Source organism: Nocardia miyunensis NBRC 108239 (assembly GCF_001613065.1).
Classification (GTDB): Bacteria; Actinomycetota; Actinomycetes; order Mycobacteriales; family Mycobacteriaceae; genus Nocardia; species Nocardia miyunensis.
Genome location: NZ_BDBQ01000051.1, coordinates 72,384 through 93,402 on the forward strand (window position 1 = coordinate 72,384; position 21,019 = coordinate 93,402).

General features: G+C 68.8%; 15 protein-coding genes. 9 read left to right on the forward strand and 6 right to left on the reverse strand.

What is annotated here, in order from left to right; all coding sequences use genetic code 11:
• The first annotated feature begins 1 nt into the window (after position 1).
• Genes NM2_RS22345 through NM2_RS22355 form a run of 3 tightly spaced genes read left to right on the forward strand, consistent with a single transcriptional unit; the run spans position 2 to position 3,841 of the window.
• Positions 2 to 1,342, forward strand: coding sequence for a type III PLP-dependent enzyme domain-containing protein (locus tag NM2_RS22345; protein ID WP_245718162.1), 1,341 nt, complete (start codon positions 2 to 4; stop codon positions 1,340 to 1,342).
• Positions 1,343 to 1,370: 28 nt separating this feature from the next.
• The gene (locus NM2_RS22350; protein ID WP_067672173.1) at positions 1,371 to 2,441 is read left to right on the forward strand and encodes a PLP-dependent cysteine synthase family protein; all 1,071 of its coding nucleotides are present in this window, start codon (positions 1,371 to 1,373) and stop codon (positions 2,439 to 2,441) included.
• Complete coding sequence (locus tag NM2_RS22355) at positions 2,441 to 3,841, forward strand: MATE family efflux transporter (RefSeq protein WP_067672294.1); 1,401 nt, start codon at positions 2,441 to 2,443, stop codon at positions 3,839 to 3,841. Before NM2_RS22350 ends, NM2_RS22355 begins: the two co-directional genes overlap by 1 nt.
• 23 nt (positions 3,842 to 3,864) lie before the next feature.
• Here NM2_RS22355 and NM2_RS22360 read toward each other — a convergent pair whose 3' ends face one another.
• On the reverse strand, positions 3,865 to 4,533 hold the full coding sequence (locus tag NM2_RS22360; protein WP_067672176.1) for a response regulator transcription factor: 669 nt from the start codon (positions 4,531 to 4,533) through the stop codon (positions 3,865 to 3,867).
• A gap of 109 nt (positions 4,534 to 4,642) precedes the next feature.
• Here NM2_RS22360 and NM2_RS22365 point away from each other — a divergent pair, with 109 nt between their 5' ends.
• A complete protein-coding gene (locus NM2_RS22365) occupies positions 4,643 to 6,019 on the forward strand; it encodes a sensor histidine kinase (RefSeq protein WP_067672179.1) in 1,377 nt (458 codons plus the stop codon).
• Between the two features lie 348 nt (positions 6,020 to 6,367).
• Here NM2_RS22365 and pdxR read toward each other — a convergent pair whose 3' ends face one another.
• Positions 6,368 to 7,774 (reverse strand): MocR-like pyridoxine biosynthesis transcription factor PdxR, encoded by a 1,407-nt coding sequence (gene pdxR, locus NM2_RS22370; RefSeq protein WP_245718163.1) that lies wholly within the window; start codon positions 7,772 to 7,774, stop codon positions 6,368 to 6,370.
• A 34-nt stretch (positions 7,775 to 7,808) separates the two neighbouring features.
• On the opposite strand from pdxR, the gene NM2_RS22375 reads away from it, so the two are divergent.
• The gene (locus tag NM2_RS22375) at positions 7,809 to 8,480 is read left to right on the forward strand and encodes a pyridoxamine 5'-phosphate oxidase family protein (protein ID WP_067672185.1); all 672 of its coding nucleotides are present in this window, start codon (positions 7,809 to 7,811) and stop codon (positions 8,478 to 8,480) included.
• A gap of 507 nt (positions 8,481 to 8,987) precedes the next feature.
• Here the strand turns inward: NM2_RS22375 and NM2_RS22380 are convergent.
• Together NM2_RS22380 and NM2_RS22385 are read right to left on the reverse strand one after the other, a co-directional pair.
• Complete coding sequence (locus NM2_RS22380; RefSeq protein ID WP_067672296.1) at positions 8,988 to 10,226, reverse strand: hypothetical protein; 1,239 nt, start codon at positions 10,224 to 10,226, stop codon at positions 8,988 to 8,990.
• 301 nt (positions 10,227 to 10,527) lie between these two features.
• The gene (locus NM2_RS22385; protein WP_067672188.1) at positions 10,528 to 11,289 is read right to left on the reverse strand and encodes a crotonase/enoyl-CoA hydratase family protein; all 762 of its coding nucleotides are present in this window, start codon (positions 11,287 to 11,289) and stop codon (positions 10,528 to 10,530) included.
• 267 nt (positions 11,290 to 11,556) lie between these two features.
• On the opposite strand from NM2_RS22385, the gene NM2_RS22390 reads away from it, so the two are divergent.
• The gene (locus tag NM2_RS22390) at positions 11,557 to 12,231 is read left to right on the forward strand and encodes a TetR/AcrR family transcriptional regulator (protein ID WP_084531422.1); all 675 of its coding nucleotides are present in this window, start codon (positions 11,557 to 11,559) and stop codon (positions 12,229 to 12,231) included.
• 9 nt (positions 12,232 to 12,240) lie between these two features.
• Positions 12,241 to 13,863 (forward strand): acyl-CoA dehydrogenase family protein, encoded by a 1,623-nt coding sequence (locus NM2_RS22395; RefSeq protein WP_067672191.1) that lies wholly within the window; start codon positions 12,241 to 12,243, stop codon positions 13,861 to 13,863.
• A gap of 365 nt (positions 13,864 to 14,228) precedes the next feature.
• On the opposite strand, the gene pgi is transcribed toward NM2_RS22395, so the two are convergent.
• Positions 14,229 to 15,866 (reverse strand): glucose-6-phosphate isomerase, encoded by a 1,638-nt coding sequence (gene pgi / locus NM2_RS22400; protein ID WP_067672194.1) that lies wholly within the window; start codon positions 15,864 to 15,866, stop codon positions 14,229 to 14,231.
• Positions 15,867 to 16,221: 355 nt separating this feature from the next.
• Between pgi and NM2_RS22410 the strand changes: the two genes are divergently transcribed.
• Positions 16,222 to 17,673, forward strand: coding sequence for an NAD-dependent succinate-semialdehyde dehydrogenase (locus NM2_RS22410; RefSeq protein ID WP_067672201.1), 1,452 nt, complete (start codon positions 16,222 to 16,224; stop codon positions 17,671 to 17,673).
• Positions 17,674 to 17,763: 90 nt separating this feature from the next.
• Here the strand turns inward: NM2_RS22410 and NM2_RS22415 are convergent, their stop codons facing one another.
• Positions 17,764 to 18,057, reverse strand: coding sequence for a chorismate mutase (locus NM2_RS22415; protein WP_067672204.1), 294 nt, complete (start codon positions 18,055 to 18,057; stop codon positions 17,764 to 17,766).
• A gap of 418 nt (positions 18,058 to 18,475) precedes the next feature.
• Here NM2_RS22415 and pcrA point away from each other — a divergent pair, with 418 nt between their 5' ends.
• The gene (pcrA, locus tag NM2_RS22420; protein ID WP_067672299.1) at positions 18,476 to 20,959 is read left to right on the forward strand and encodes a DNA helicase PcrA; all 2,484 of its coding nucleotides are present in this window, start codon (positions 18,476 to 18,478) and stop codon (positions 20,957 to 20,959) included.
• The last annotated feature ends 60 nt before the right edge of the window (positions 20,960 to 21,019 follow it).

Consider the following 21,019-nt stretch of genomic DNA (forward strand, 5'->3'; position numbering starts at 1 on the left):
AGTGTCGAACCAGATCACAGCGCCGAATGTCGCTCCCGCACTGGTGGCCCGGCAGTCGGAGTGGGCGGTGTCGGTGCAATCCGATCCCGCGCTGCTCGGCGATATCGCGCATGCGGTGGGCGGTCCGTTCCACGTCATCGATCCCGATCGGTTCGCCGCCAATCTCGACGCGTTCCGCGGCGCACTGCGCGCCGCTGGTGTCGAGGGCCGAATCTACTTCGGCAAGAAGGCGAACAAGGCCGGAGCCTGGCTCGACGCGTGCGCCCGGCACGACGGCGGGGTCGACGTCGCCAGCGCTCCGGAACTGGTGCACGCGCTCGGCCACGGTGTGCGCGGTCGCGACATCGTGGTGACCGGGCCCGCCAAATCCACCGAACTGCTCTGGCTGGCCGCCCGGCACGAATGCCTCGTCGCCATCGATGATCTCGATGAACTCGAGCGGCTCATCGGCCTCGGCGTCGCCGCCCGGATTCTGCTGCGGGTACTGCCGCCGACCGGCCCGAACAGCCGATTCGGACTCGATTCGGAGCAGCTCGATCGCGCCCTCGAACGCTGTGTGCAGGTGCGCGAGGACATCACCATGGACGGTTTCTCCTTCCACCTCGACGGCTATGCGCCGCAACCGCGAGCCGAGCTGGCGAACGAGTTGATCGACCGCTGCCTGGACGCGCGGGCGAGGGGCCTGGCCGCCACGTCGATCGACATCGGCGGCGGATTCGCCTGCGACTACGTCGATTCCGACGACTGGCGGCGTTTCCAGGACGACTACTCCGACGAATGGTTCCATGCCGCGAAGCAATTCACCCGCTTCTACCCCTACCATCAGGCGCCGGTCGGCGCGGACATGCTCGCCGCGGTCCTGGAACAGGTCGGTCCGCGCTTCGCCGAAACCGACACCCGGCTGCTGTGCGAACCCGGCCGAGCGCTGCTCGATCAGGCCGGTTTCTCGGTGTTCCCGGTGCAGGGGTGCAAGGCCCGCGGCGACCACTTCGCCGTCACCGTCGGCGGGCTCAGCATGAGCATCTCCGAACAGTGGAAGGGCAGTGAATTCCTGCCCGATCCGCTGCTGTGGCCCGCCGGCCCGGCCGCGGACCCAGCCGGGGGCGGGGGGCCGATCGCCGCCTTCATCGCCGGTTCAAGCTGCCTGGAGTACGACGTATTGACTTGGCGCAAAATAGCTTTCGAGCGGTCGCCGCGCTACGGCGATCTGATCGTCTACCCCAATACCGCCGGATATCAGATGGACAAGAACGAGAGCGGCTTCCATCAGCTGCCGCTGCCGCCCAAGGTCCGTGTCCACCCTCGAGACGGCCGATACACCTGGTCGATCGAGTCCCACTGATGCCGCCGCGACTCGGAGGAACGCCACCATGCTGACCACGATCAGCCGATCGACCACAGCGATCGCGGATCACGCGTCCGCTCTCGTCGGTGATACGCCCCTGCTGGAACTCACCCGAACCGGTTCGGGCACTCGGTTGCTGCTCAAACTCGAACAGTTCAACCCGACCGGCTCCGGCAAGATCCGGATGGCCCGCCAGATGATCCTCGCGGCGGAACGCACCGGCCGGCTGCGGCCGGGCGGTCATATCGTCGAACCGACCTCCGGCAATACCGGTCTCGGCCTGGCCATGATCGCGCTGGAGCGGGGATACCGCTTCACCGCGGTGGTGGATTCGCATGCCGCACGGGACAAACTGCGTGTGATGGCCGCGATGGGGGCCGAACTGGTCCTGGTCGACGGCGATTCCACCGGCGGGCCCAGCACCGTGGAGCGACGCCGCGTCGCGGACGAGATCGCCGCCCGCACCGGAGCTTTCCGCCCCGACCAGCACAACAATCCCGCCAACAACGACGGATACACCGAACTCGCCGGGGAATTGGTCGACGCGCTCGATCGGATCGACTATCTGGTCGGCGCGGTCGGCACCGGCGGATCGCTGTGCGGCACGACCCGCGAGCTGCGCCGCCTGGGCGTGCCGGTCACCACGATCGGGGTCGAGCCGGTCGGCTCGATCATCTTCGGCGGTCCCGGCGGCAGTTATTGGCAGACCGGCGCGGGCAGCCCGCCCGGATTCACCGTGGGCAGCAATGTCGACTACAGCTGCATCGATGAGGGCGTCCCGATCGGCGATGTCGCGGCCTTCACCACCGCGCGCGTCGTCGCCCGCCGCACCGGACTGCTCATCGGCGGAACCGCCGGCGCCGCAATCAGTCTCGCGCTGCGCCGCCTGGCCCTGGTTCCGGCGGGCAGCACGATCGTGGTGCTCGTCTGCGATGCCGGGGAGAAATATCTGGACACCATGTACGACGACGATTGGCTCCGCGCGCGCGGCCTCCTCGACGAGGCCGCCCACCGGCGGCTGCACCGCCTGCTCGACGCCTACGCCGATTCGGTGGACATCGCGGCCGCGGATCTGTGCCGGAAGGCGGGCGCGTGATGTCCGCACTGCTCGGCGATCCCACCGGCCGATTGCGCGACTACCGGCCCGTCATCGCGCTGGCCTCCCCGATCGCGGGGATCCAGCTGGCCCAGGTCGCCCTGACCACGGTCGATCTGGCGATGATGGGCCTGCTCGGCGTCACCGCGATCGCCGCGGGCGGTCTGGCCATCCTGCTCTACAACCAGCTGCGCACCATGAGCGTCGGCATGGTCACCGGAATCGGCAATCAGATCGCCGGTGCGGTCGGCCGCGGTGAAAAGCGCACCGGCAGTGAGGAACTCGACGACGAGGCGCGAACGGAGATCCGGGATCTGGTCCGCGCCGGACTGCTCGTCGCGACCCTTGTTTCGGTCCTGGCCGCGGTCATCCTGATCGGGCTCGGCTGCGCGCTGCCGCTGTTCGGGCAACGTCGCGAAGTGGTCGACATCGCGCGCCCGATGATGATCGCGCTCGCACCCGGGCTGATACCGATGCTGTGGCTGAATGTGTTGCGGCAGTTCACGGTCGGCATGCGCAGGCCCGGTTCGCTGCTGCGCGTCACGCTGATCTCGATCGCGGTCAACGCGCTGCTGGACGCCGCGTTCATCTACGGCTGGCTCGGTCTGCCGAAGCTCGGGGCGACCGGTATCGGCCTGGCCACCACGCTCGTGCAGGTGTTCACCCTGGTCGCGCTGCACCTGCAGATCCGGCGGGAAGCGCAACTCACCGGACTGCTCGCGCTGGACCTGTGGAAATTCGACCGGCCGACCGTTCGCCGCGTCGTCGGAATGGGCACGCCGATCGCCTTCACCTACGGCAACGAGGCCGCCATCACCTCCATTGCGACCGTACTGATGGGCATCTTCGGTCCGGAGCTGCTGGCCGCGAGCAATATCGTCAACCAGCTCGCCTATATCGTCTATCAGCTGAACATCGGTCTGTCCCAAGGGTCTTCGATTCTGGTCAGCCGCAGCGTCGGGCGCGGTGACCGGCACGAGGCCGGGGATATCGCGCGCAGGGTGCTCACCGTGAGCGTCGTGACCATGACGGCGTTCGGACTCCTGTACTGTCTCGCACCGCGGGTGGTGGTGGCTCCGTTCCTGCACGGCGCCGGTGCCGGCGTGGTGGCGACCGCGACCGGGCTGCTGTGGTTCGCCATCGCGCATCAATATCTCAAGGGCGCGCAGAACATCTGCGTCGGATTGCTGCGCGGTCTGGGCAATACCACCTCGAGTCTGCGCATCACGCTGATCGGCTACTGGGGCGTGGGAATTCCGGTCATGCTGATCGCCGCCTATCTGCTGCACTGGCGCGGATACGGGATCTGGCTCGGGTTGTGCGCGGGGTTCGGGGCGACCGCGGTGTTGTTGCTCAGGCGGTTCCGCGCCGATCTGCATACCCGACAGGCCAGCCCGTAGGAGTCCGGGCAGCCGAATCGGCGCTAGTCGGCCAGCTGGTATCCGACCCCGCGGTGGGTTCTCAATGTCGTTCTGTCGAACGGGATGTCGATCTTGCTGCGCAGGTATCGGATGTAGACGGCCACCACGTTGTCCGGGCCGTCGTAGTGGCTGTCCCAGACGTTGCGCAGGATCTCCGACTTGCTGACCACCATCCCGGGATGGCGCATCAGAAATTCCAGCAAGCCGAATTCCCTTGGTGTCAGGGATAACTCGACCTCGCCGCGGCGCACCGACCGCTGGCTCGGATCGAGGGCGAGATCGCCGACGGTGAGGATCTCGTGCTGCTGCGGGGACTGCCGCCGCATCAGGGCGCGCAGGCGGGCGATGAGCACCAGGAACGAGAACGGTTTGGTGAGGTAGTTGTCCGCGCCCATATCGAGGGCGTCGGCTTCGTCGAGAGCGCCGTTCTTGGCGGTCAGCATGAGCACCGGCGTCGTGACGTCTCCGGCTCGGATCTGGCGGAGGACTTCGTATCCGCTCAATCCCGGCATCATGATGTCGAGCACGATCACATCGAAGTCGTCCTCCGTCGCCATCCACAGTCCGTCGACGCCGTTGCCCGCGATCTCGACGTGAAATCCCTCGTGTTCGAGGCCGCGGCGAATGGTCTCCGCGAGCCCCGCCTCGTCCTCGACTACCAGCACACGCATGACCCGTGAACCCCTTTCCGGCCCGGCAAACCCCCTGATGATGACTCGACCCGATATTTACCTTAACTTAGGCTAAGCAAACTATGCACGCGTTGGTGAGGGAGTCGGTATGCGATGGCAGAAGCGGATCCGCGAACGCCTCGCGGGGCTGTGGCCGCCGTCCCGCTGGGGATTGCGGCTGCGGTCGGCGCTGGTCGCCACGGCCGTCATCGCGATTGTGCTCGGGGTCGGCGCGGCACTCATGCTGGGGCTGCTGTACCGGTCGCTGATCGGCACCGTCGACAGTGCCGCCGCCGCTCGGCTCGACGACATCGTCGCGCAATTGCGCACAACGCCTCCGATGAAGGCGAGCGCGGCTCTGCTGGTCCCCAACGGATACGTCAACATCGTCGAAATCTCCGACAGCTCGGGGCGATTGCTGCGATCCTCCGCCCGGCCAGGCTCGCAGCGGCGGCTGGTTCCGGCCGCGGACGACGTCGTCGGGCAGTCGCTGGGCCGGGATTCGGATCTGCGGCTGTCCGCGCGCGAGGTCGAGTCACCGTGCGGGCGCGTCACGGTGATGGTCGCGGCGGATACCCAACCCGTGGAGGACACCATGGGAGAGGTCGCGCTCGCATTGGCGATCGGCACTCCGGTCGTCATCGCGGTCGCCGCCGGAGCGACATACGCGCTGGTGGGGCAGTCACTACTGTCGGTCGAGGCGATTCGATCGCGCGTCGCGGGGATCGGCAGCACCGGTCTGTCCGAACGGATTCCGGTGCCCTCGGCGCGCGATGAGGTCGCCCGGCTGGCCGTCACCATGAACGAGATGCTCGGCCGGATCGAGGCCGGGCACCTCGCCCAGCAGCGCTTTCTGTCCGACGCCTCGCACGAGCTGCGCAGCCCGCTGGCCACCGTCCTGAGCGGTTTGGAACTCGCCCGCGATCATCCCCGGGCGTTCGATACGGACCTCGCCGCCGGGACGCTGCTTCCCGAGGCGGAACGCATGCGCTACCTCATCGACGACCTGCTCATGCTCGCCGCCGCCGACGAGAACGGGCTCACCGTGCCGCTCACCGACGTCGACCTCGACGATGTCGCCGCCATCGCGCTCGAGGCCACGCGGCATCCCGCCGATGTGACGCTGGCCAGACAGTTCAACCCGGTCCGAGTGCGGGGCGACGCGCGGTCGCTGACCCGGGTCGCCCGCAATCTGCTCGGCAACGCCATCACCCACACGAGCTCGATCGTCACGATCCGCACCGTGCGAACACTGTCCGGCGCGCAGCTGATCGTCGACGATGACGGCCCGGGAATCCCTGTGTCCGAACGCGAACGGGTCTTCCAGCGTTTCGTCCGCCTCCAGGACGACCGCGGCCGCGACAGCGGAGGAACCGGACTCGGGCTGGCGATCGTCGCGGAAATCGTTGCCGCCCACCGTGGTACCGTCACCATCGAGGATTCGCCGTACGGCGGTGCGCGGGTAGTCGTGAAACTGCCCGTGTAGGCGCCCTGTGTTTTCGGCCTCCGCATCGCTCCGGCGGTTCGCGGCCCTCTGAGTCTCACCGATGAGCCCCGTGCCGGGCACTCGTTCCTCGCACCCGCCACGCGTCTCGGCGAGACGCGCCGCGAACAGGTTGTCGGCGTTCAACGGAGTTGGTGGAACGGGGTATTCGGATGCACTTCGTAGAACGGTAGCGGTTGTCTCGGTGCGGGTTTCGTAGGGAGTTTGCTGTGGGAATTGTTCCGCGGCATCCACTGGCGCTCAGGTGCCGAGGCGGGTCGCGAACCAGGAGTCGGCACCATCCGGGGCATGGGCCGAGGGGTGGAGGGGTGTGTATCCGCAGGGTGGTGTTCAGGTGGCGGCTATGCAGCGGGCGGCGATTCGGGCGGCGGTGGCCAGGTCGGTGGGTGGGAGGGCGGCGTAGCCGAGGGGGATGCCGAATTCCCGGGGTGGGCCGCTGTGGTGGCGGGCCAGGCCGTCGAGCAGGACGCCGTGGGTTCGGGCGGTGGCGACGGCGCGTTGCTCGTGCGCGGCGGTGGGGAGTGGCACGGTGACGTGGGAGCCCGCGTCGTCGCCGCGGACGTCCAGGCCGTGGCCGCGTAGTTCGTCCACCAGAAGTGCTCGCCGGGGCGGCATTTCGCGGCGGAGGCGGCGCAGGTGGCGGGCGAGGTCGCCGTGGCGGGCCAATTCCACGAGGACCTGCTGACCGGCGGGCGCGGGATGGGTGCCGGTCCATTCACGGTGTGCCACTACGGCATTCGCGATGTCCGGGCTGGCGACCAGCCAGCCGACGCCCAGTGTGGCCGACAGGATCTTCGAGGTGGTGCCCAGGTGGATCACCACGTCGGGGGCCAGGGTGGCGAGCAGGGGGAGCGGGGCGGTGTCGTAGCGCAATTCGCCGTCGTAATCGTCCTCGATCACCAGGGCTCCGGTGCGGCGGGCGAAGTCGACCAGGGCGACCCGGCGGGTGGCGGGCATTCGCGCGCCGAGCGGAAACTGGTGTGCTGGTGTGCAATACACGGCTCGGACGTTCGGCGGGATCAGATCGACGCGCAGTCCGCCGGAGTCGAGCGGGACGGGCACGACCCGGATGCCCGCGGCCCGCAGCGCGCCGACCGCGCGCAGATATCCGGGCTCCTCCACGGCCACCGCGTCGCCGGGGCGCAACAGCGCGGCAGCGAGTTCGCTTACCGCCGAACCGGTTCCGTTGGTGGCCAGGACCACGGTCGCACTGCCCGCGCCCAGGCCGCGGTGCCGCAGCAGATGTTCCGCGACGGTCGTGCGGTAGTCGGGTTCGCCCGCTCTGTTCTTGTGCGCCTCGGGAATTCGATCCCCGGCCGCGCGCCACGCTCGCCGCCAGGCCGCCCGGTCGATCGCCGCGACGCACGGCGTTCCCGGGACCAGGTCGAGCAGATCCGCGGCCGGACGTTCGGCGCTGGCGGACGCGGGGCTGTGCGGTGCGGCGGCGGGCGAGGCGGTGAGGTAGGTGCCTGAACCGTGCCGGCCGCTGAGCCAGCCCTCGGCATGCAACTGGTCGTAGGCCGCGCTGATCACCGTGCGGCTGACACCGAGCTGTGTGGCCAGCGCCCGGGAGGAGGGCAGCCGGTCGCCGCCGCGCAGCCGGCCCGCGGTGGCGGCGGTGCGCAGGCCGTCGGCGATCTGCACGGCCAGCGGCGTCGCCGACGTGCGGTCGATCAGGAGTGGCAGATCGGGCTGGCCCATGGAAGTGGTCTTTCGAAACAGTACGGAATTGGCCATTAGATAATGCCACTGGTTCGGGGAATCTGGATGTATGACCGAGTCAGTCGCCACCCGCACCCCGCTCTCGCCGACGCCCCGCAGCACCGTCACCCGGTTCCGGGGCCAGCGCGACGCCACCGACCGCGCCGCGCTGGACGCCATTCTCGACGCCGCGACGATCTGTCATCTCGGCGTGCTGATGCGCGGCGCTCCGGTCGTGCTGCCCACCATCTACGGACGCGACGGAGACACTCTCTACCTGCACGGATCCACCGGAGCGGGTAACCTGCGCGCGGCCATGACGGGCGATGTGTCGGTGGCGGTCACCCTGGTCGACGGCATCGTCTACGCGCGCTCGGCCATGCACTTCTCGATGAACTACCGCTCGGCGGTCGTGCACGGTCGTCCGGTCGAACTGACCGACCACGACCAACGCCTGCACGCCCTGCGCGTCATCGTCGAACACGCCGCACCCGGCGCGTGGGACAACGTCCGCCCGCCGACCAAGAAGGAACTGGCCGCCACCACCGTCCTGTCCCTCGACCTCACCGAGGCCTCGGTCAAAACCCGCACCGGCGATCCGGGCGACGACGAAGCCGACCTCGCCAGCGATGCCTGGGCGGGCGTGTTGCCCGTCCGGCAGATCTTCGACTCGCCCATCCCGTCCGCCGATCTCGCTCCCGGCATCGAGATTCCGCCGCACGTTCTGGCTCGCCACGGGTAGCCGCCCGCGGTTGCCGATCGCCCGCTATCGAGCGGCGCCGGGTGCGATCACGGTCGGAGTGCCGGGGTCGTTCGATCTTGGACCCGGTGATATTCCGTGGTCACGACAGGGCCACCGAGTCGGCTGTTAGGGCATGAACAGCGAATTCCCTTGCCGTAGTGAATCTTTTGTGCCGCGATGACGAGCCGACGCCGATGTGGGTGGTGCCAGCGGAGTTCTGATGTTCCGGAGTGGCACCGGTTACGTCCGCGATAACGGCGATGTGTCCGCAGGAGGTGTGTGGGCGTGGTGGTTCCCGGTCGCGCCGGGCTGGCTGGGGTGGGGCACCGCATGTGCGTCGCCGAGCAGCGCACCGGCGTCGGCAAGGTGGTTGAAATACGTTGCGCGGGAACGTCGATGATCGAATCGAACCCGACGTTTCGGAGTGGGCCTCGTCGGTGCTCGCAATGGCGGGGGCGGAAAGTGTTCGGGTGCTGCTGGTGTCGGATCGGCGGGGCTCGGGTGGGGCTACCAAAAGGTCGGTGTGAGGCCGTGGGCGGTGAGGGTGGTGTGGGCGAGATCGTTCAGGGCCGTGGGGGATCGGATGGCGGGGTCGAGGGAGGTGAGGGCGAGGGTGTAAGTGTGCCCGAGGCGGGAGAGGTAGCCGGACAGGCGGGTGCGGGGGAGCGGGGGTGTGAGGCCGGGGTGGATGGCTCGGGCGGCCACGCCGCGGCAGGGGTGCGGGCCGAGGTGGGACAGGGTATTCGGTAGCGGGCCGATGTTGGAGCACAGGATGTCCCGTTCTCCGGCTCCGCGCGTCAGGGCGTGGGCGGCGCGGGCGGGGAGTACCTGCAGGATCTCCTCGGGCATGCCGCCGGGGCTGGAAATGCGGTATTCGTATGCGGCACGGCATTTTTCGCGCAGCGTGGCCGGAGTGTCCGAGCGGGTGACGGCGACCTCGGTCATCGCCATGTCGTTGTCGACGCGCGGTTCGTCGCGGGTGTCGACCGGAATGCTGGCCGAGATCTCCGGCTCGTGTAACCCGCTGTCCCACAACATTTGTGCGATCAGATGAACGAAGAAACTGTTCCCGGTCGCGGCGTGGGCGGCCGCCGCCAGTTCCCAGTCCGCCGCCGGAATCTCCAGTACGACACCGCATATGCTGGCCGGTCCCGAGCGTCGCGGTGCGGCACTCGGACGTTCCGGGACGCCGCGCCGCAGTGCTCGAACCGTTCCCCCCAGGACGATGCCCCATTGTCGTCGCGCATCAGACCAATCCGACTGCGGCGCGGTGATTTCCGCTGTCACAGCAGCGGAGAGCGCCTGATCGACCGCGATCGCCAGGCCGCGCCCGTCGGCCAGGACGTGTGAGCAGGTCAGCGCGACGATCGAACCCCCGTCCGCGAGCGTCGCCGTGGACAGTCGCCAGCCCGGACCGTATTCCGGGTCCAGATCGAAGCCCTGCGCGTCGGCCCAGGCGAGCATCTCACCCGCCCGCAGCGCACGCTCGCTGATCCGGATCGGATGCGCGCTGATGTTCGCCCGCCACCGCGGCCGCGCGCCCGGCACCCGAGCCCGCACCACCCGACGCCCCAGCGGCCCGCTCCGCAGCGCGGCATGCACCTGTTCCAGCACTTCCGGCGCAACCCGATCAGTGGTCCGCCACAACCCCTGCAGCGCGATCGGCGTACCCATACCCCGATGCGTGCGCAGGAAGATCTCGTCGACGACGCCGAGTCGGCTCATCGGACGCTGGTCAGCGGACATGCCGCCATTGTGCCATCGGCGCACCCCCTGCGTTCGGCGGGCTGTCGCGCCGGATCGGCGCGGTCGTGTCGCGCGTCGGACGCCCGCGGACAGCTCTCACCGCGAGGCCGGTCTGCCGCAGCTCGGGCATTCGGGTTGACGCGCCGACGTGGTGCCAGAGGTGAGGCAGGACAGCCGTGGCGGCCCGCGCCGGTGGCGACGGAGTCGTGTCTTGCGCCGCACGCCCGCGGACAGCTCTCACCGCGAGGCCGGTGTGCCGCCGCTTCGGCGCGCGGGTGGGCGCGCCGCGTGGTGCCAGGGTTCAGGCAGGGCTGCCGTGGCGGCCCGCGCCCGAGGCGAAACGTTGCGCGCCCGCGAGTGCGCCGTCGGACAGGGCGTTCATGCCGTGCCGCAGTTCGTTGGCGATGGCCGCGGCCTCGTCCAGGCCCTGCTGTTCGAGTGCGGACATCCGGTCCGAACGCAGGCAGGTCTGCGGGAGTGCGGCCAGCTCGCGGGCGAGATCCTCCGCGGCGGTGCGTGATTCGCCGTTGGGGACGACGCGGTTCGCCAGGCCCATCTGCAAGGCCTCGGTGGCGCCGACCGCGCGGCCGGTCAGAATCATGTCCATCGCCCGCCCCTCGCCGACGATGCGCGGCAGCCGGACCGTGCCGCCGTCGATGAGCGGAACGCCCCAGCGGCGGCAGAACACGCCGAACGTGCTGTCCTGCTCGGCAACTCGCAGATCGCACCACAGCGCCAGCTCCAGACCGCCGGCCACCGCGTAACCCGCGATCGCGGCGATCACGGGTTTGGACAGGCGCATCCGGGTCGGGCCCATCGGGCCGTCGCCGTCCTCCGCGACGCGATTGGATCGCTCGGTGCCCAGGCCCTTGAGATCGGCTCCGGCGCAGAAGGTTCCGCCCGCGCCCCACAGCACCGCCACCGCGGCCGCCGGATCGGCGTCGAACTCCCGGAACGCGTCCGCCAGCGCGTTCGCCGTCGGACCGTCGACCGCGTTACGCGCCTCCGGCCGGTCCAGGACGACGGTGAACACCGGTCCGCTGCGCTCGATTCGGACGCTCACATCTGCTCCTCGCCTGTCGCCGCACCCCTGCGGATGCCATCGGTCCACTGTCGAGCCCTTGGCCGCGCTCGTTTCCGCCATCGGTCGTCTCGGAATGCGTACCCCGTGGCGGGCGGGTTGATCAGGTCTCCCGACCGCACTCCATGACGCTCGGGCTCGCTGGGTATTCCGCTCGGCCGCGCGGTGGCTCCCGTGCGCGCCGATACCCGACGATACGTCCCCGAGCCGGCCTTGCGTCAAGAAATGAATATATGATTCACTTCTTGTGTGGCCTACCGCAGAACCCCCGCTGTGCAGGCCCGTCTCGACAGACAGGCGGGCGTGATCGTGCACGCCGCCACGCGGGTGCTCTCCCGGGAGGGCTTCGCCGGGTTGTCGATGGCGGCGGTCGCGGCCGAGGCCGGGGTGGCCACGGGCACCGTGTACAAGCACTACAGCGGCAAGGCCGAACTGGTCACCGCGGTCTTCCGCGAGGTCGTGGGCCGTGAGGTGGCCGCCGTCGCGCAGGCGGGCGCGGCCGGGGCGGGCGGTGTGATCGAGCGGGTCGGCGCGGCCGTGGAGACCTTCGCCGGACGCGCGTTGAAGAATCCGAAACTGGCCTACGTCCTGCTCGCCGAACCGGTGGATGCGGCCGTGGACGCCGAGCGGCTGCGCTTCCGCCGCGCCTTCGCCGAGATCTACGAAACCGCCGTCGCCGAGGGGGTGGCCGGTGGGCAGCTGCCGCCGCAGAATCCCCGGATCAGCGCCGCCGCCCTGGTCGGGGCCATCGGCGAGGTGCTGGTCGGCCCGCTCGCCGAGGCGCGGCAGAGCGAGTCGGTGATTCCCGAGCTCGTGGATTTCGCGTTGCGCGCGTTGGGATTTCGCGCCACCGATGAGAGCGGCAATCCGGATGCTCGCATCCCGCAGACCCGCGACGACCGAGTTCCGGCGTCGCCCGAATAGGAGTTCCGCATGCCCACCCACGAGGTGTTCAACCAGGTTCCGAATATCGTCCCGTTCGACAACTCGCGCAATCCGGCGCTGATCGAGGGCCTGCACCGGGAGGGCGCGGGCTGGGCGGAGCCCGAAGTGCGTGAATTGGGCGCGCTCGCAGGCGGATTCGAGGCCCAGGAGTGGGGCCGGGTGGCCAACGAGTACCCGCCGGTGCTGCACACGCACGACCGCTATGGCAATCGGATCGACGAGGTGGAGTTCCACCCGTACTGGCACCGGCTGATGGACGTCGCGGTGACGCACGGCCTGCACGGCTCACCCTGGCTGGACGAACGTCCGGGCGCGCACGCCGCCCGCGCGGCCAAGTTCTACACCTGGGGCATGGCCGACGCCGGGCACATGTGCCCGATCTCGATGACCTACGCGATCGTGCCCGCCCTGCGGCACAATCCGGAGTTGTCCGCCCGCTACGAGCCGCTGCTGGGTTCGCGCACTTACGATTTCGGCCTGCGCGAGCCGTCGTCCAAGGCCGGTCTGATCGCCGGGATGTCGATGACGGAGAAGCAGGGCGGCTCGGACGTCCGCGCGAACACCACCACCGCCACGCCGCAATCCGACGGCAGTTACCTCGTCGTCGGGCACAAGTGGTTCACTTCAGCGCCGATGTCGGACATGTTCCTGACCCTGGCCCAGGCGCCGGGCGGGCTGTCCTGCTTCCTGCTGCCGCGCGTCCTGCCCGACGGCAGCCGCAATGCCCTTCGCCTGCAACGTCTCAAGGACAAACTGGGCAACAAGTCCAACGCCTCCTCGGAGATCGAATACGAGAACGCCGTCGGCTGGCTGGTCGGTCCCGAGGGCGGGGGCGTCAAGACCATCATCGAGATGGTCAACATGACCCGCCTGGACTGTGTGATCGGCTCGGCCACCGGCATGCGCGCCGGGCTCGTGCAGGCCGTGCATCATGCCCGGCATCGGGAAGTGTTCGGCGCCAAGCTGATCGATCAACCCGCCATGCGCAATGTCCTGGCCGATCTGGTGATCGAATCCGATGCGGCGACCACCGTGATGATGCGCCTGGCCGGGGCCACCGACCGCGCCGCGAGCGATCCGGCCGAGGCCGCGCTGCGCCGGATCGCGCTGGCGGTCACCAAGTACTGGGTCTGCAAGCGTGCCCCCGTGCACGCCGCGGAGGCGCTGGAATGCCTGGGCGGCAACGGATATGTCGAGGAATCGGGCATGCCGCGGCTGTTCCGCGAGTCTCCGCTGATGTCCATCTGGGAGGGTTCGGGCAATGTCGCGGCGCTGGATGCGTTGCGCGCCATGGGCCGTCAGCCCGAGAGCGTGGAGGCGTACTTCAACGAGGTCTCGCTCGCGCGCGGCGCGAATCACCACCTCGACGACGCGATCGACCGAATCGGTAAGGAGCTCACCGACTTCGGCGATATCGAATACCGCGCCCGCCGCGTGGTCGAACTGATGGCCCTGGTCCTGCAGGGCGCGCAGCTGGTCCGCCACGGCCATGCCGCCATCGCGGATGCCTTCTGCGCCAGCAGGCTCGGCGGCGACTGGGGTATCGCGCTTGGCACTCTGCCCACCGGCGTGGACACCACCGCCATCCTGGAACGCGCTTACGTGCACTGACCGATCGTGGTGGGGGCCGCAGCGGGGACCGCCGGATGCGTGGTGAGGGGTGCGACCGGGAGCGCGCGGAGTGTGCGATGAGCGGCCGCAGCTGAGAACGCGCACCACGGCGATCTGGTCCGACGCCGGTGAAATGCACTGGACACTCCACTTGCACCCGCTCCCGACCCTCGACGAAGCCCTGGGCAACCTGCTCTCGCATTGAGGCTCCGGGCACGCTCGGGAATCGCTGCTTACATCGTCTGGTGCCGCGAAAACATCACGACGACAACGTAACCGGATGTTCGAGTGCAAGGAGGTCGGTGACAGCGCGGATCCGTCCAGGTCGTCGCTCGTTGCGTCGGTGTAGAACGTCGGTCTGCGGCTCAGCGGTGGTCGCGGTACCAGCGGATCAGGGCATCGGTGGACGAATCCGATTGGGGCGCGGGATCTTCGGCAGAGGTGAGCAGCGGGGCCAGCTCCAGGGCCTGCTGTTTGCCGAGTTCGACGCCCCACTGGTCGAAGCTGTCGATGCCCCAGATGGTGCCTTCCACGAAGACCTGGTGTTCGTAGAGGGCGATGAGCTGGCCCAGGACCGAGGGCGTCAGCTCGGGGGCGAGGATGGCGGTGGTGGGGCGGTTGCCGGGCATCACCTTGTGCGGCACCACCTTCGGGTCGGTGCCCTCGGCGGCGATCTCCTCGGCGGTCTTGCCGAACGCGAGCACCTTGGTCTGCGCGAACAGGTTGCTCATCAGGATGTCGTGCATGCTGCCGGTGCCGTCGCGGGTCGGCAGATCGTCGGTGGGACGGGCGAATCCGATGAAATCGGCCGGAATCAGCCGGGTGCCCTGATGCAGCAGCTGGTAGAAGGCGTGCTGGCCGTTCGTACCGGGCTCGCCCCAGAAGATCTCGCCGGTGGAGGTGCTGACGGGGGAGCCGTCGGCGCGCACGGACTTGCCGTTGGACTCCATGGTCAACTGCTGCAGATAGGCCGGGAAACGGGCCAGATCGTTCGAGTACGGCAGCACCGCCCGCGACTGCGCGCCGAAGAAATTCGAGTACCACACGCCGAGCAGACCGAGCAGCACCGGCGCGTTCTCGGCCAGCGGCGCCTGCGCGAAATGCTGGTCCACACTGTGCATTCCGGCCAGGAACTCCGCGAACCGCTCGCGCCCGATGGTCGCCATCACCGCGAGCCCGATCGCCGAATCCACCGAGTAGCGGCCGCCGACCCAGTCCCAGAAACCGAACATGTTGGCGGTATCGATGCCGAACGCCGCCACCCGCTCGGCGTTGGTGGACACGGCCACGAAATGTTTGGCGACCGCGTCCTCGCCCAGAGAGTCCACCAGCCAGCGGCGCGCGGCGGTCGCGTTGGTGAGCGTCTCGAGCGTCGAAAAGGTCTTGGAGGCAATGACGAACAGCGTCGAGGCCGGATCCAGGCCGTCGAGTTTCGCGGTCAGATCGGCGGGGTCGACGTTGGAGACGAAGCGCGCGGAGATTCCGGCGTCGACGTAGTGCCGCAGCGCCTGGTACACCATCGCCGGTCCCAGATCCGAACCGCCGATGCCGATGTTCACCACCGTCTCGATCCGCTGCCCGGTCGCGCCGCGCCACTGCCCGGATCGCAGCGCATCGGTGAAATCGCCCATGGCGTCGAGGACTTCGTGCACCTGTGCGCCCGCGTCCTCGCCATCGACGATCAGCGACGTCCCCGGCGGCAGTCGCAGCGCGATGTGCTCCACCGCGCGGTCCTCGGAGGTGTTGATGTGCTCGCCGCGGTACATCGCGTCGCGGCGCTCGGCCACACCGGCGACCTCGGCCAATTCGACCAGGAGATCCAGGGTTTCGCGGGTCACGCGGTGCTTGCTGTAGTCGATGTGCAGATCCGCGATCCGAACGGTCAGCTCGCGGCCTCGCTCGGGGTCCTCGGCGAAGAGTTCTCGCAGAGTCCGGTCGGCGATCGCCGAATGGTGATCCTGCAGTTTCCGCCAGGCCGCCGTCGCGGTGATGTCGCTGCTCACCGGTCCGACATTACCGCCCGTACTTCACCGGCGTCGACATCAACCGATGCCGCCTCGGTCGCGTGGCGACGTGCCGCCGCGGCCGAGGCGATCGCTCAGTTCTGTCGGCAGACCCACATCCAGTGGGTGCCGTAGTGCGCGGCGGCATCGTCGTTCAGATGCGCCCATGTCTTGTGGCCGGGCTTGTTACCACCTGCGGTGCACGGGTCCCCGACGTGGGCGCCGCCGGGCGGCGCGGGCGGAGTACTGCTGTCCGGCGGCCGGCCCACGGCATCGTCATCGTCGGGGCGGACCTGCCGGGCGATGCGAATCCGAACCTCCCGGAGGGCTGGACAACCGGGCATAGGCTGGTCACATGGTGTCCGAACGTGAACTTCTCGCATCCGTCCCCACACAACTCTGGATCGGTGGCCCGGTGGACGCCACCGGCGGTGCCACCTTCCCGGTCGAGAATCCGGCGACCGGTGAAACCCTGATCGAAGTGGCCGACGCGTCCCCCGAAGACGCGGTCCGCGCCCTCGATACCGCGGTCGCGGTGCAGGAGGACTGGGCCGCCACCCCGGCCCGACAGCGCGGTGAGATCCTGCGCGCGGTCTACGAGCGGATCATCGAGCGCACCGAGGATTTCGCGCTGCTGATGACCCTGGAAATGGGTAAGGCCCTGCCCGAGAGCCGCAACGAGGTGCGCTACGGCGCCGAATTCTTCCGCTGGTTCAGCGAGGAGGCCGTGCGCATCCACGGCCGCTATCAGACCGCGCCGACCGGCACCGGCCGCATCATGGTGCACAACCAGCCGGTCGGGCCGTGTCTGGCGATCACGCCGTGGAACTTCCCGCTGGCCATGGGAACCCGCAAGATCGGCCCCGCGCTCGCGGCGGGCTGCACGATCATCGTCAAACCGGCCTCGGCCACCCCGCTGACGATGCTGCTGCTTGCCCAGCTGTGCCGCGAGGCGGGTCTGCCCGACGGTGTGCTCTCGGTGATCACCAGCCGCCGTTCCGGCGCGGTGACCGCACCGCTGATCAACGATCCGCGCCTGCGCAAGCTCACCTTCACCGGTTCGACCGAGGTCGGCAAGAAGCTGGTGGAGTCCTCGGCGCACGGCTTGCTGCGCACCTCGATGGAACTCGGCGGCAACGCCCCGTTCGTGGTGTTCGACGACGCCGACGTCGACGCGGCGGTCGAGGGCGCGATGCTGGCCAAACTGCGCAACGGCGGTGAGGCGTGCACCGCGGCCAACCGCTTCCATGTGCACAACTCGGTGCTCGAGGAGTTCACCCGCAAGTTCGTCGCGGCCGTGCAGGAGACGAAACTCGGACCGGGTGCGGATCCGGACAGCACCCTGGGCCCGCTGATCAACGCCGACCAGCTCGATACGGTCAGCGAACTGGTCGACGACGCGGTGGCCAAGGGCGCGCAGGTGCGCACCGGCGGCAAGGCGCCCGGCGGTCCCGGCTACTTCTACCCGGCCACGGTGTTGACCGACGTGCCGACCGATGCCCGCATCCTGAGCGAGGAGGTGTTCGGGCCGGTCGCGCCCATCGTCGGCTTCGATACCGAGGAGCAGGGCCTGGCCGCGGCCAACGACACCGAATTCGGCCTGGTCGCTTACGTCTACACGCGGGATCTGGACCGGGCGCTGCGCATCGCCGAAGGCCTGGAGAGCGGCATGGTCGGCATCAACCGGGGCGTCATCTCCGACCCGGCCGCACCCTTCGGCGGGGTGAAGGCCTCGGGCTTCGGCCGCGAGGGCGGCACCGAGGGCATCGAGGAATATCTGTCGACCAAGTACATCGCGCTGCCGTAGCCGGACAGCGAAAACCGCCCCGGGACCCGTGCCCGGGGCGGTCCCGTGCGAAAATGCTGTGTGGCCGAGTCGATCTCGGCTACCGCCGGCTCAGTGGCCGAGACGGCCGCGGCCCAGCCGCAGCAGCAGCATGGCGAGCGTATGGCCCTCCTGGCCCAACTCGCTGAAACGCTCGAGAACCTTCATCTCGCGGGAGTGGACCAGTCGCGTGCCGCCGTTGGCCATCCGGGTGCGGCCGATGATGCGCGAGATCTCGGTGCGGCGTTTGATCGCGGCCAGGATCTCCGCGTCGAGGCGGTCGATCTCCTTGCGGAGCTTATCGATCTCCGCCTCACCGCTGGGCAGCGCGGCGTCGGACCCGGTCGTAGTCGTAGAGGTGCTCATACTTCTTCTCCTCGTGTCAGAACTTCGATCGGCGGGCGACCGCTGGCCGTTACCGATGGGTTCCTTCACCGTGAATCAGGCCCGGTGGACCATATATTCCCCCCTTCGACACCCATAACACTCAAATGCGAAATCGGCGACCAGGGTGGACGGCGGTCTGCCGGGTTGCAATGGTTGAGCGAGCGCAGGACATGTGGCCAGTCTGCCACGGTGTCCGTGATCGGCAAAACGCTTCCGGATGAGCGCTGCCCGGGGAGTATCCGGCCGGTCACGCCGATGTCACGCGGATGGGCACAGGGACTACAACCTTGTCGGTGCTCGCCGGTAGCGTGGGAGAGCGATGGAGACCACGGTGGCTGACAAGAGGCGTCCGCAGGCGCGGACGGGGCAGGCAGAGAGTTCGGGGCACGCGGCGGGAATACCGCACGACCCGGCGGCGGGGGCGGTCGAGCGCCTGCTCGAGGGCCTGAATCCGCAGCAGCGCGCGGCGGTGACGCACAGCGGCACGCCCCTGCTGATCGTCGCGGGCGCCGGTTCGGGCAAGACCGCCGTGCTGACTCGCCGCATCGCCTATCTGCTGGCTGCCCGCGGTGTCACCCCGGGGCAGATCCTGGCGATCACGTTCACCAACAAGGCCGCCGCCGAGATGCGCGAGCGGGTGGCCGGTCTGGTCGGCCCGCGTGCGGCGAGCATGTGGGTGTCCACGTTCCACTCCAGCTGCGTGCGCATCCTGCGCACCCAGGCCGCGCTGCTGCCCGGCCTGAACACCAACTTCTCCATCTACGACGCCGACGATTCGCGCCGGCTGCTCGCGATGATCGGCCGCGATCTGGAACTGGACGCGAAGAAGTACACCCCGCGCCTGCTCGCCACCGCCATCTCCAATCTCAAGAACGAGCTCATCGATCCCGAAAAGGCCACGATCGACGCGGAATCCGACGAAAGTCAGCTGCCCCGCATCGTCGCGCAGGTGTACACCGAATATCAGCGCCGGCTGCGCGGCGCCAACGCGATGGACTTCGACGATCTGATCGGTGAGACGGTCGCCCTGCTGCAACGTCATCCGCAGGTCGCCGAGTACTACCGCCGCAGGTTCCGGCACGTGCTGGTCGACGAGTACCAGGACACCAACCACGCCCAGTACGTCCTGGTCCGCGAGCTGGTCGGCCATCACGCCGCGGGCCCGGCCACCGAGGCGGACGACGCGGATGCCGGTGCGGCGGCGGCGGATCCGGAGTTCAACCCGGCCCGGCGCGAGGACGCGGTGGCCCCGAGCGAGCTGTGCGTGGTGGGCGATGCCGATCAGTCGATCTACGCCTTCCGCGGCGCGACCATCCGCAACATCGAGGAGTTCGAGCGCGATTTCCCGGACGCGGAAACCATTCTGCTGGAACAGAACTACCGCTCGACCCAGCACATCCTGTCCGCGGCGAACGCGGTCATCGCGCGCAACGAGGGCCGCCGCGAGAAGAAGTTGTGGACCGATTCGGGCGAGGGCGATCTGATCGTCGGTTACGTCGCGGACAACGAGCACGACGAGGCGTCCTTCGTCGCGCGCGAGATCGATCGCATGGTCGATCAGGGCGATTACAACTACGGCGATGTCGCGGTCTTCTACCGCACCAACAACAATTCCCGTGCGCTGGAAGAGATCTTCATCCGGATGGGGTTGCCGTACAAGGTGGTCGGCGGCGTCCGCTTCTACGAGCGCAAGGAGGTCCGCGATATCGTCGCCTACCTGCGCGTTCTGGAGAATCCGGCGGATGCGGTGAGCCTGCGCCGGATCCTGAACACTCCGCGCCGCGGCATCGGCGATCGCGCCGAGGCATGTGTGGCCGTGCATTCCGAGCAGCGCGGCATCGGTTTCGGCCAGGCGCTGCGCGATGCCGCCGACGGCAAGGTGGCCCTGCTCAATACGCGTGCCCAGCGCGCCATCACCGGTTTCCTGGATCTGCTCGACGAGATCCGCGCCGCTGGTGTTCAGGAGGATCTGGATTTCCCGGATGTGGGAACGGTGGTCGAGGCGGTGCTGGACCGGTCCGGATATCGCGCCGAACTCGAGGCGTCGGATGATCCGCAGGACGGCGCCCGCCTGGACAACCTCAACGAATTGGTCAGCGTCGCACGCGAATTCAGCTCCGAGGCGCGCAACAGCGTCGAGGCCGCCCGCGCGGAGGGGCTGCTGCCCGAGGCCGCCGAGGGTGAGCCCGATCCCGGTTCGCTGGCCGCATTCCTCGAACGGGTGTCACTGGTCGCCGACTCCGATCAGATTCCGGACGAGGGCACCGGGGTGGTCACCCTGATGACCCTGCACACCGCCAAGGGGCTGGAGTTCCCGGTCGTCTTCGTCACCGGCTGGGAGGACGGCCAGTTCCCGCACATGCGCGCCCTGGGCGATCCGACCGAGCTGGCCGAGGAACGCCGCCTCGCCTACGTCGGCATCACCCGCGCCCGCCGCCGCCTGTACCTGACTCGCGCGGTGGTCCGCTCCGGCTGGGGTCAGCCGGTGTCGAATCCGGAATCCCGCTTCCTGCAGGAGATTCCGGGTCATCTGATGGACTGGCAGCGCCTCGAACCGGCCTCCTCGCCCGGCGCCCGCGGCATGCGCCGCCGCGGCGAGAGCGACGGTCTGGAACGGGACTGGACCCGAGGCGACGGCTGGAACGACCGCCCCGGCGTCCGCGGCGGCGACCGCCGCCCCGCCCCCGGCGGCACAAAGCGCGGCAACACCAATCTCGTTCTGGCCGTTGGCGATCGGGTCAACCACGACAAATACGGCCTGGGCCGGGTCATAGCCGCCGAAGGTACCGGCCCCATCGCCAGCGTCACCATAGATTTCGGCACCGCGGGCAAGATCCGCCTCATCCCGCAATACAGCGGCGGAGTCCTGGTCAAGCTGTAAAAGGTTGTCGCCAAGAGCGTTTCGAACTCGCCCTAATGGTGATGTGCGTCGCTGCCGGAC

What these genes read in the sequence shown, in the direction of transcription:
- pdxR (WP_245718163.1), bottom strand. Translation starts at nt 7,774, where the DNA reads ATGGCCAATTCCGTACTGTTTCGAAAGACCACTTCCATGGGCCAGCCC.
- NM2_RS22380 (WP_067672296.1), bottom strand. Translation starts at nt 10,226, where the DNA reads ATGTCCGCTGACCAGCGTCCGATGAGCCGACTCGGCGTCGTCGACGAG.
- NM2_RS22365 (WP_067672179.1), top strand. Translation starts at nt 4,643, where the DNA reads ATGCGATGGCAGAAGCGGATCCGCGAACGCCTCGCGGGGCTGTGGCCG.
- NM2_RS22410 (WP_067672201.1), top strand. Translation starts at nt 16,222, where the DNA reads ATGGTGTCCGAACGTGAACTTCTCGCATCCGTCCCCACACAACTCTGG.
- NM2_RS22395 (WP_067672191.1), top strand. Translation starts at nt 12,241, where the DNA reads ATGCCCACCCACGAGGTGTTCAACCAGGTTCCGAATATCGTCCCGTTC.
- NM2_RS22375 (WP_067672185.1), top strand. Translation starts at nt 7,809, where the DNA reads ATGACCGAGTCAGTCGCCACCCGCACCCCGCTCTCGCCGACGCCCCGC.
- NM2_RS22350 (WP_067672173.1), top strand. Translation starts at nt 1,371, where the DNA reads ATGCTGACCACGATCAGCCGATCGACCACAGCGATCGCGGATCACGCG.
- NM2_RS22355 (WP_067672294.1), top strand. Translation starts at nt 2,441, where the DNA reads ATGTCCGCACTGCTCGGCGATCCCACCGGCCGATTGCGCGACTACCGG.
- NM2_RS22360 (WP_067672176.1), bottom strand. Translation starts at nt 4,533, where the DNA reads ATGCGTGTGCTGGTAGTCGAGGACGAGGCGGGGCTCGCGGAGACCATT.
- NM2_RS22415 (WP_067672204.1), bottom strand. Translation starts at nt 18,057, where the DNA reads ATGAGCACCTCTACGACTACGACCGGGTCCGACGCCGCGCTGCCCAGC.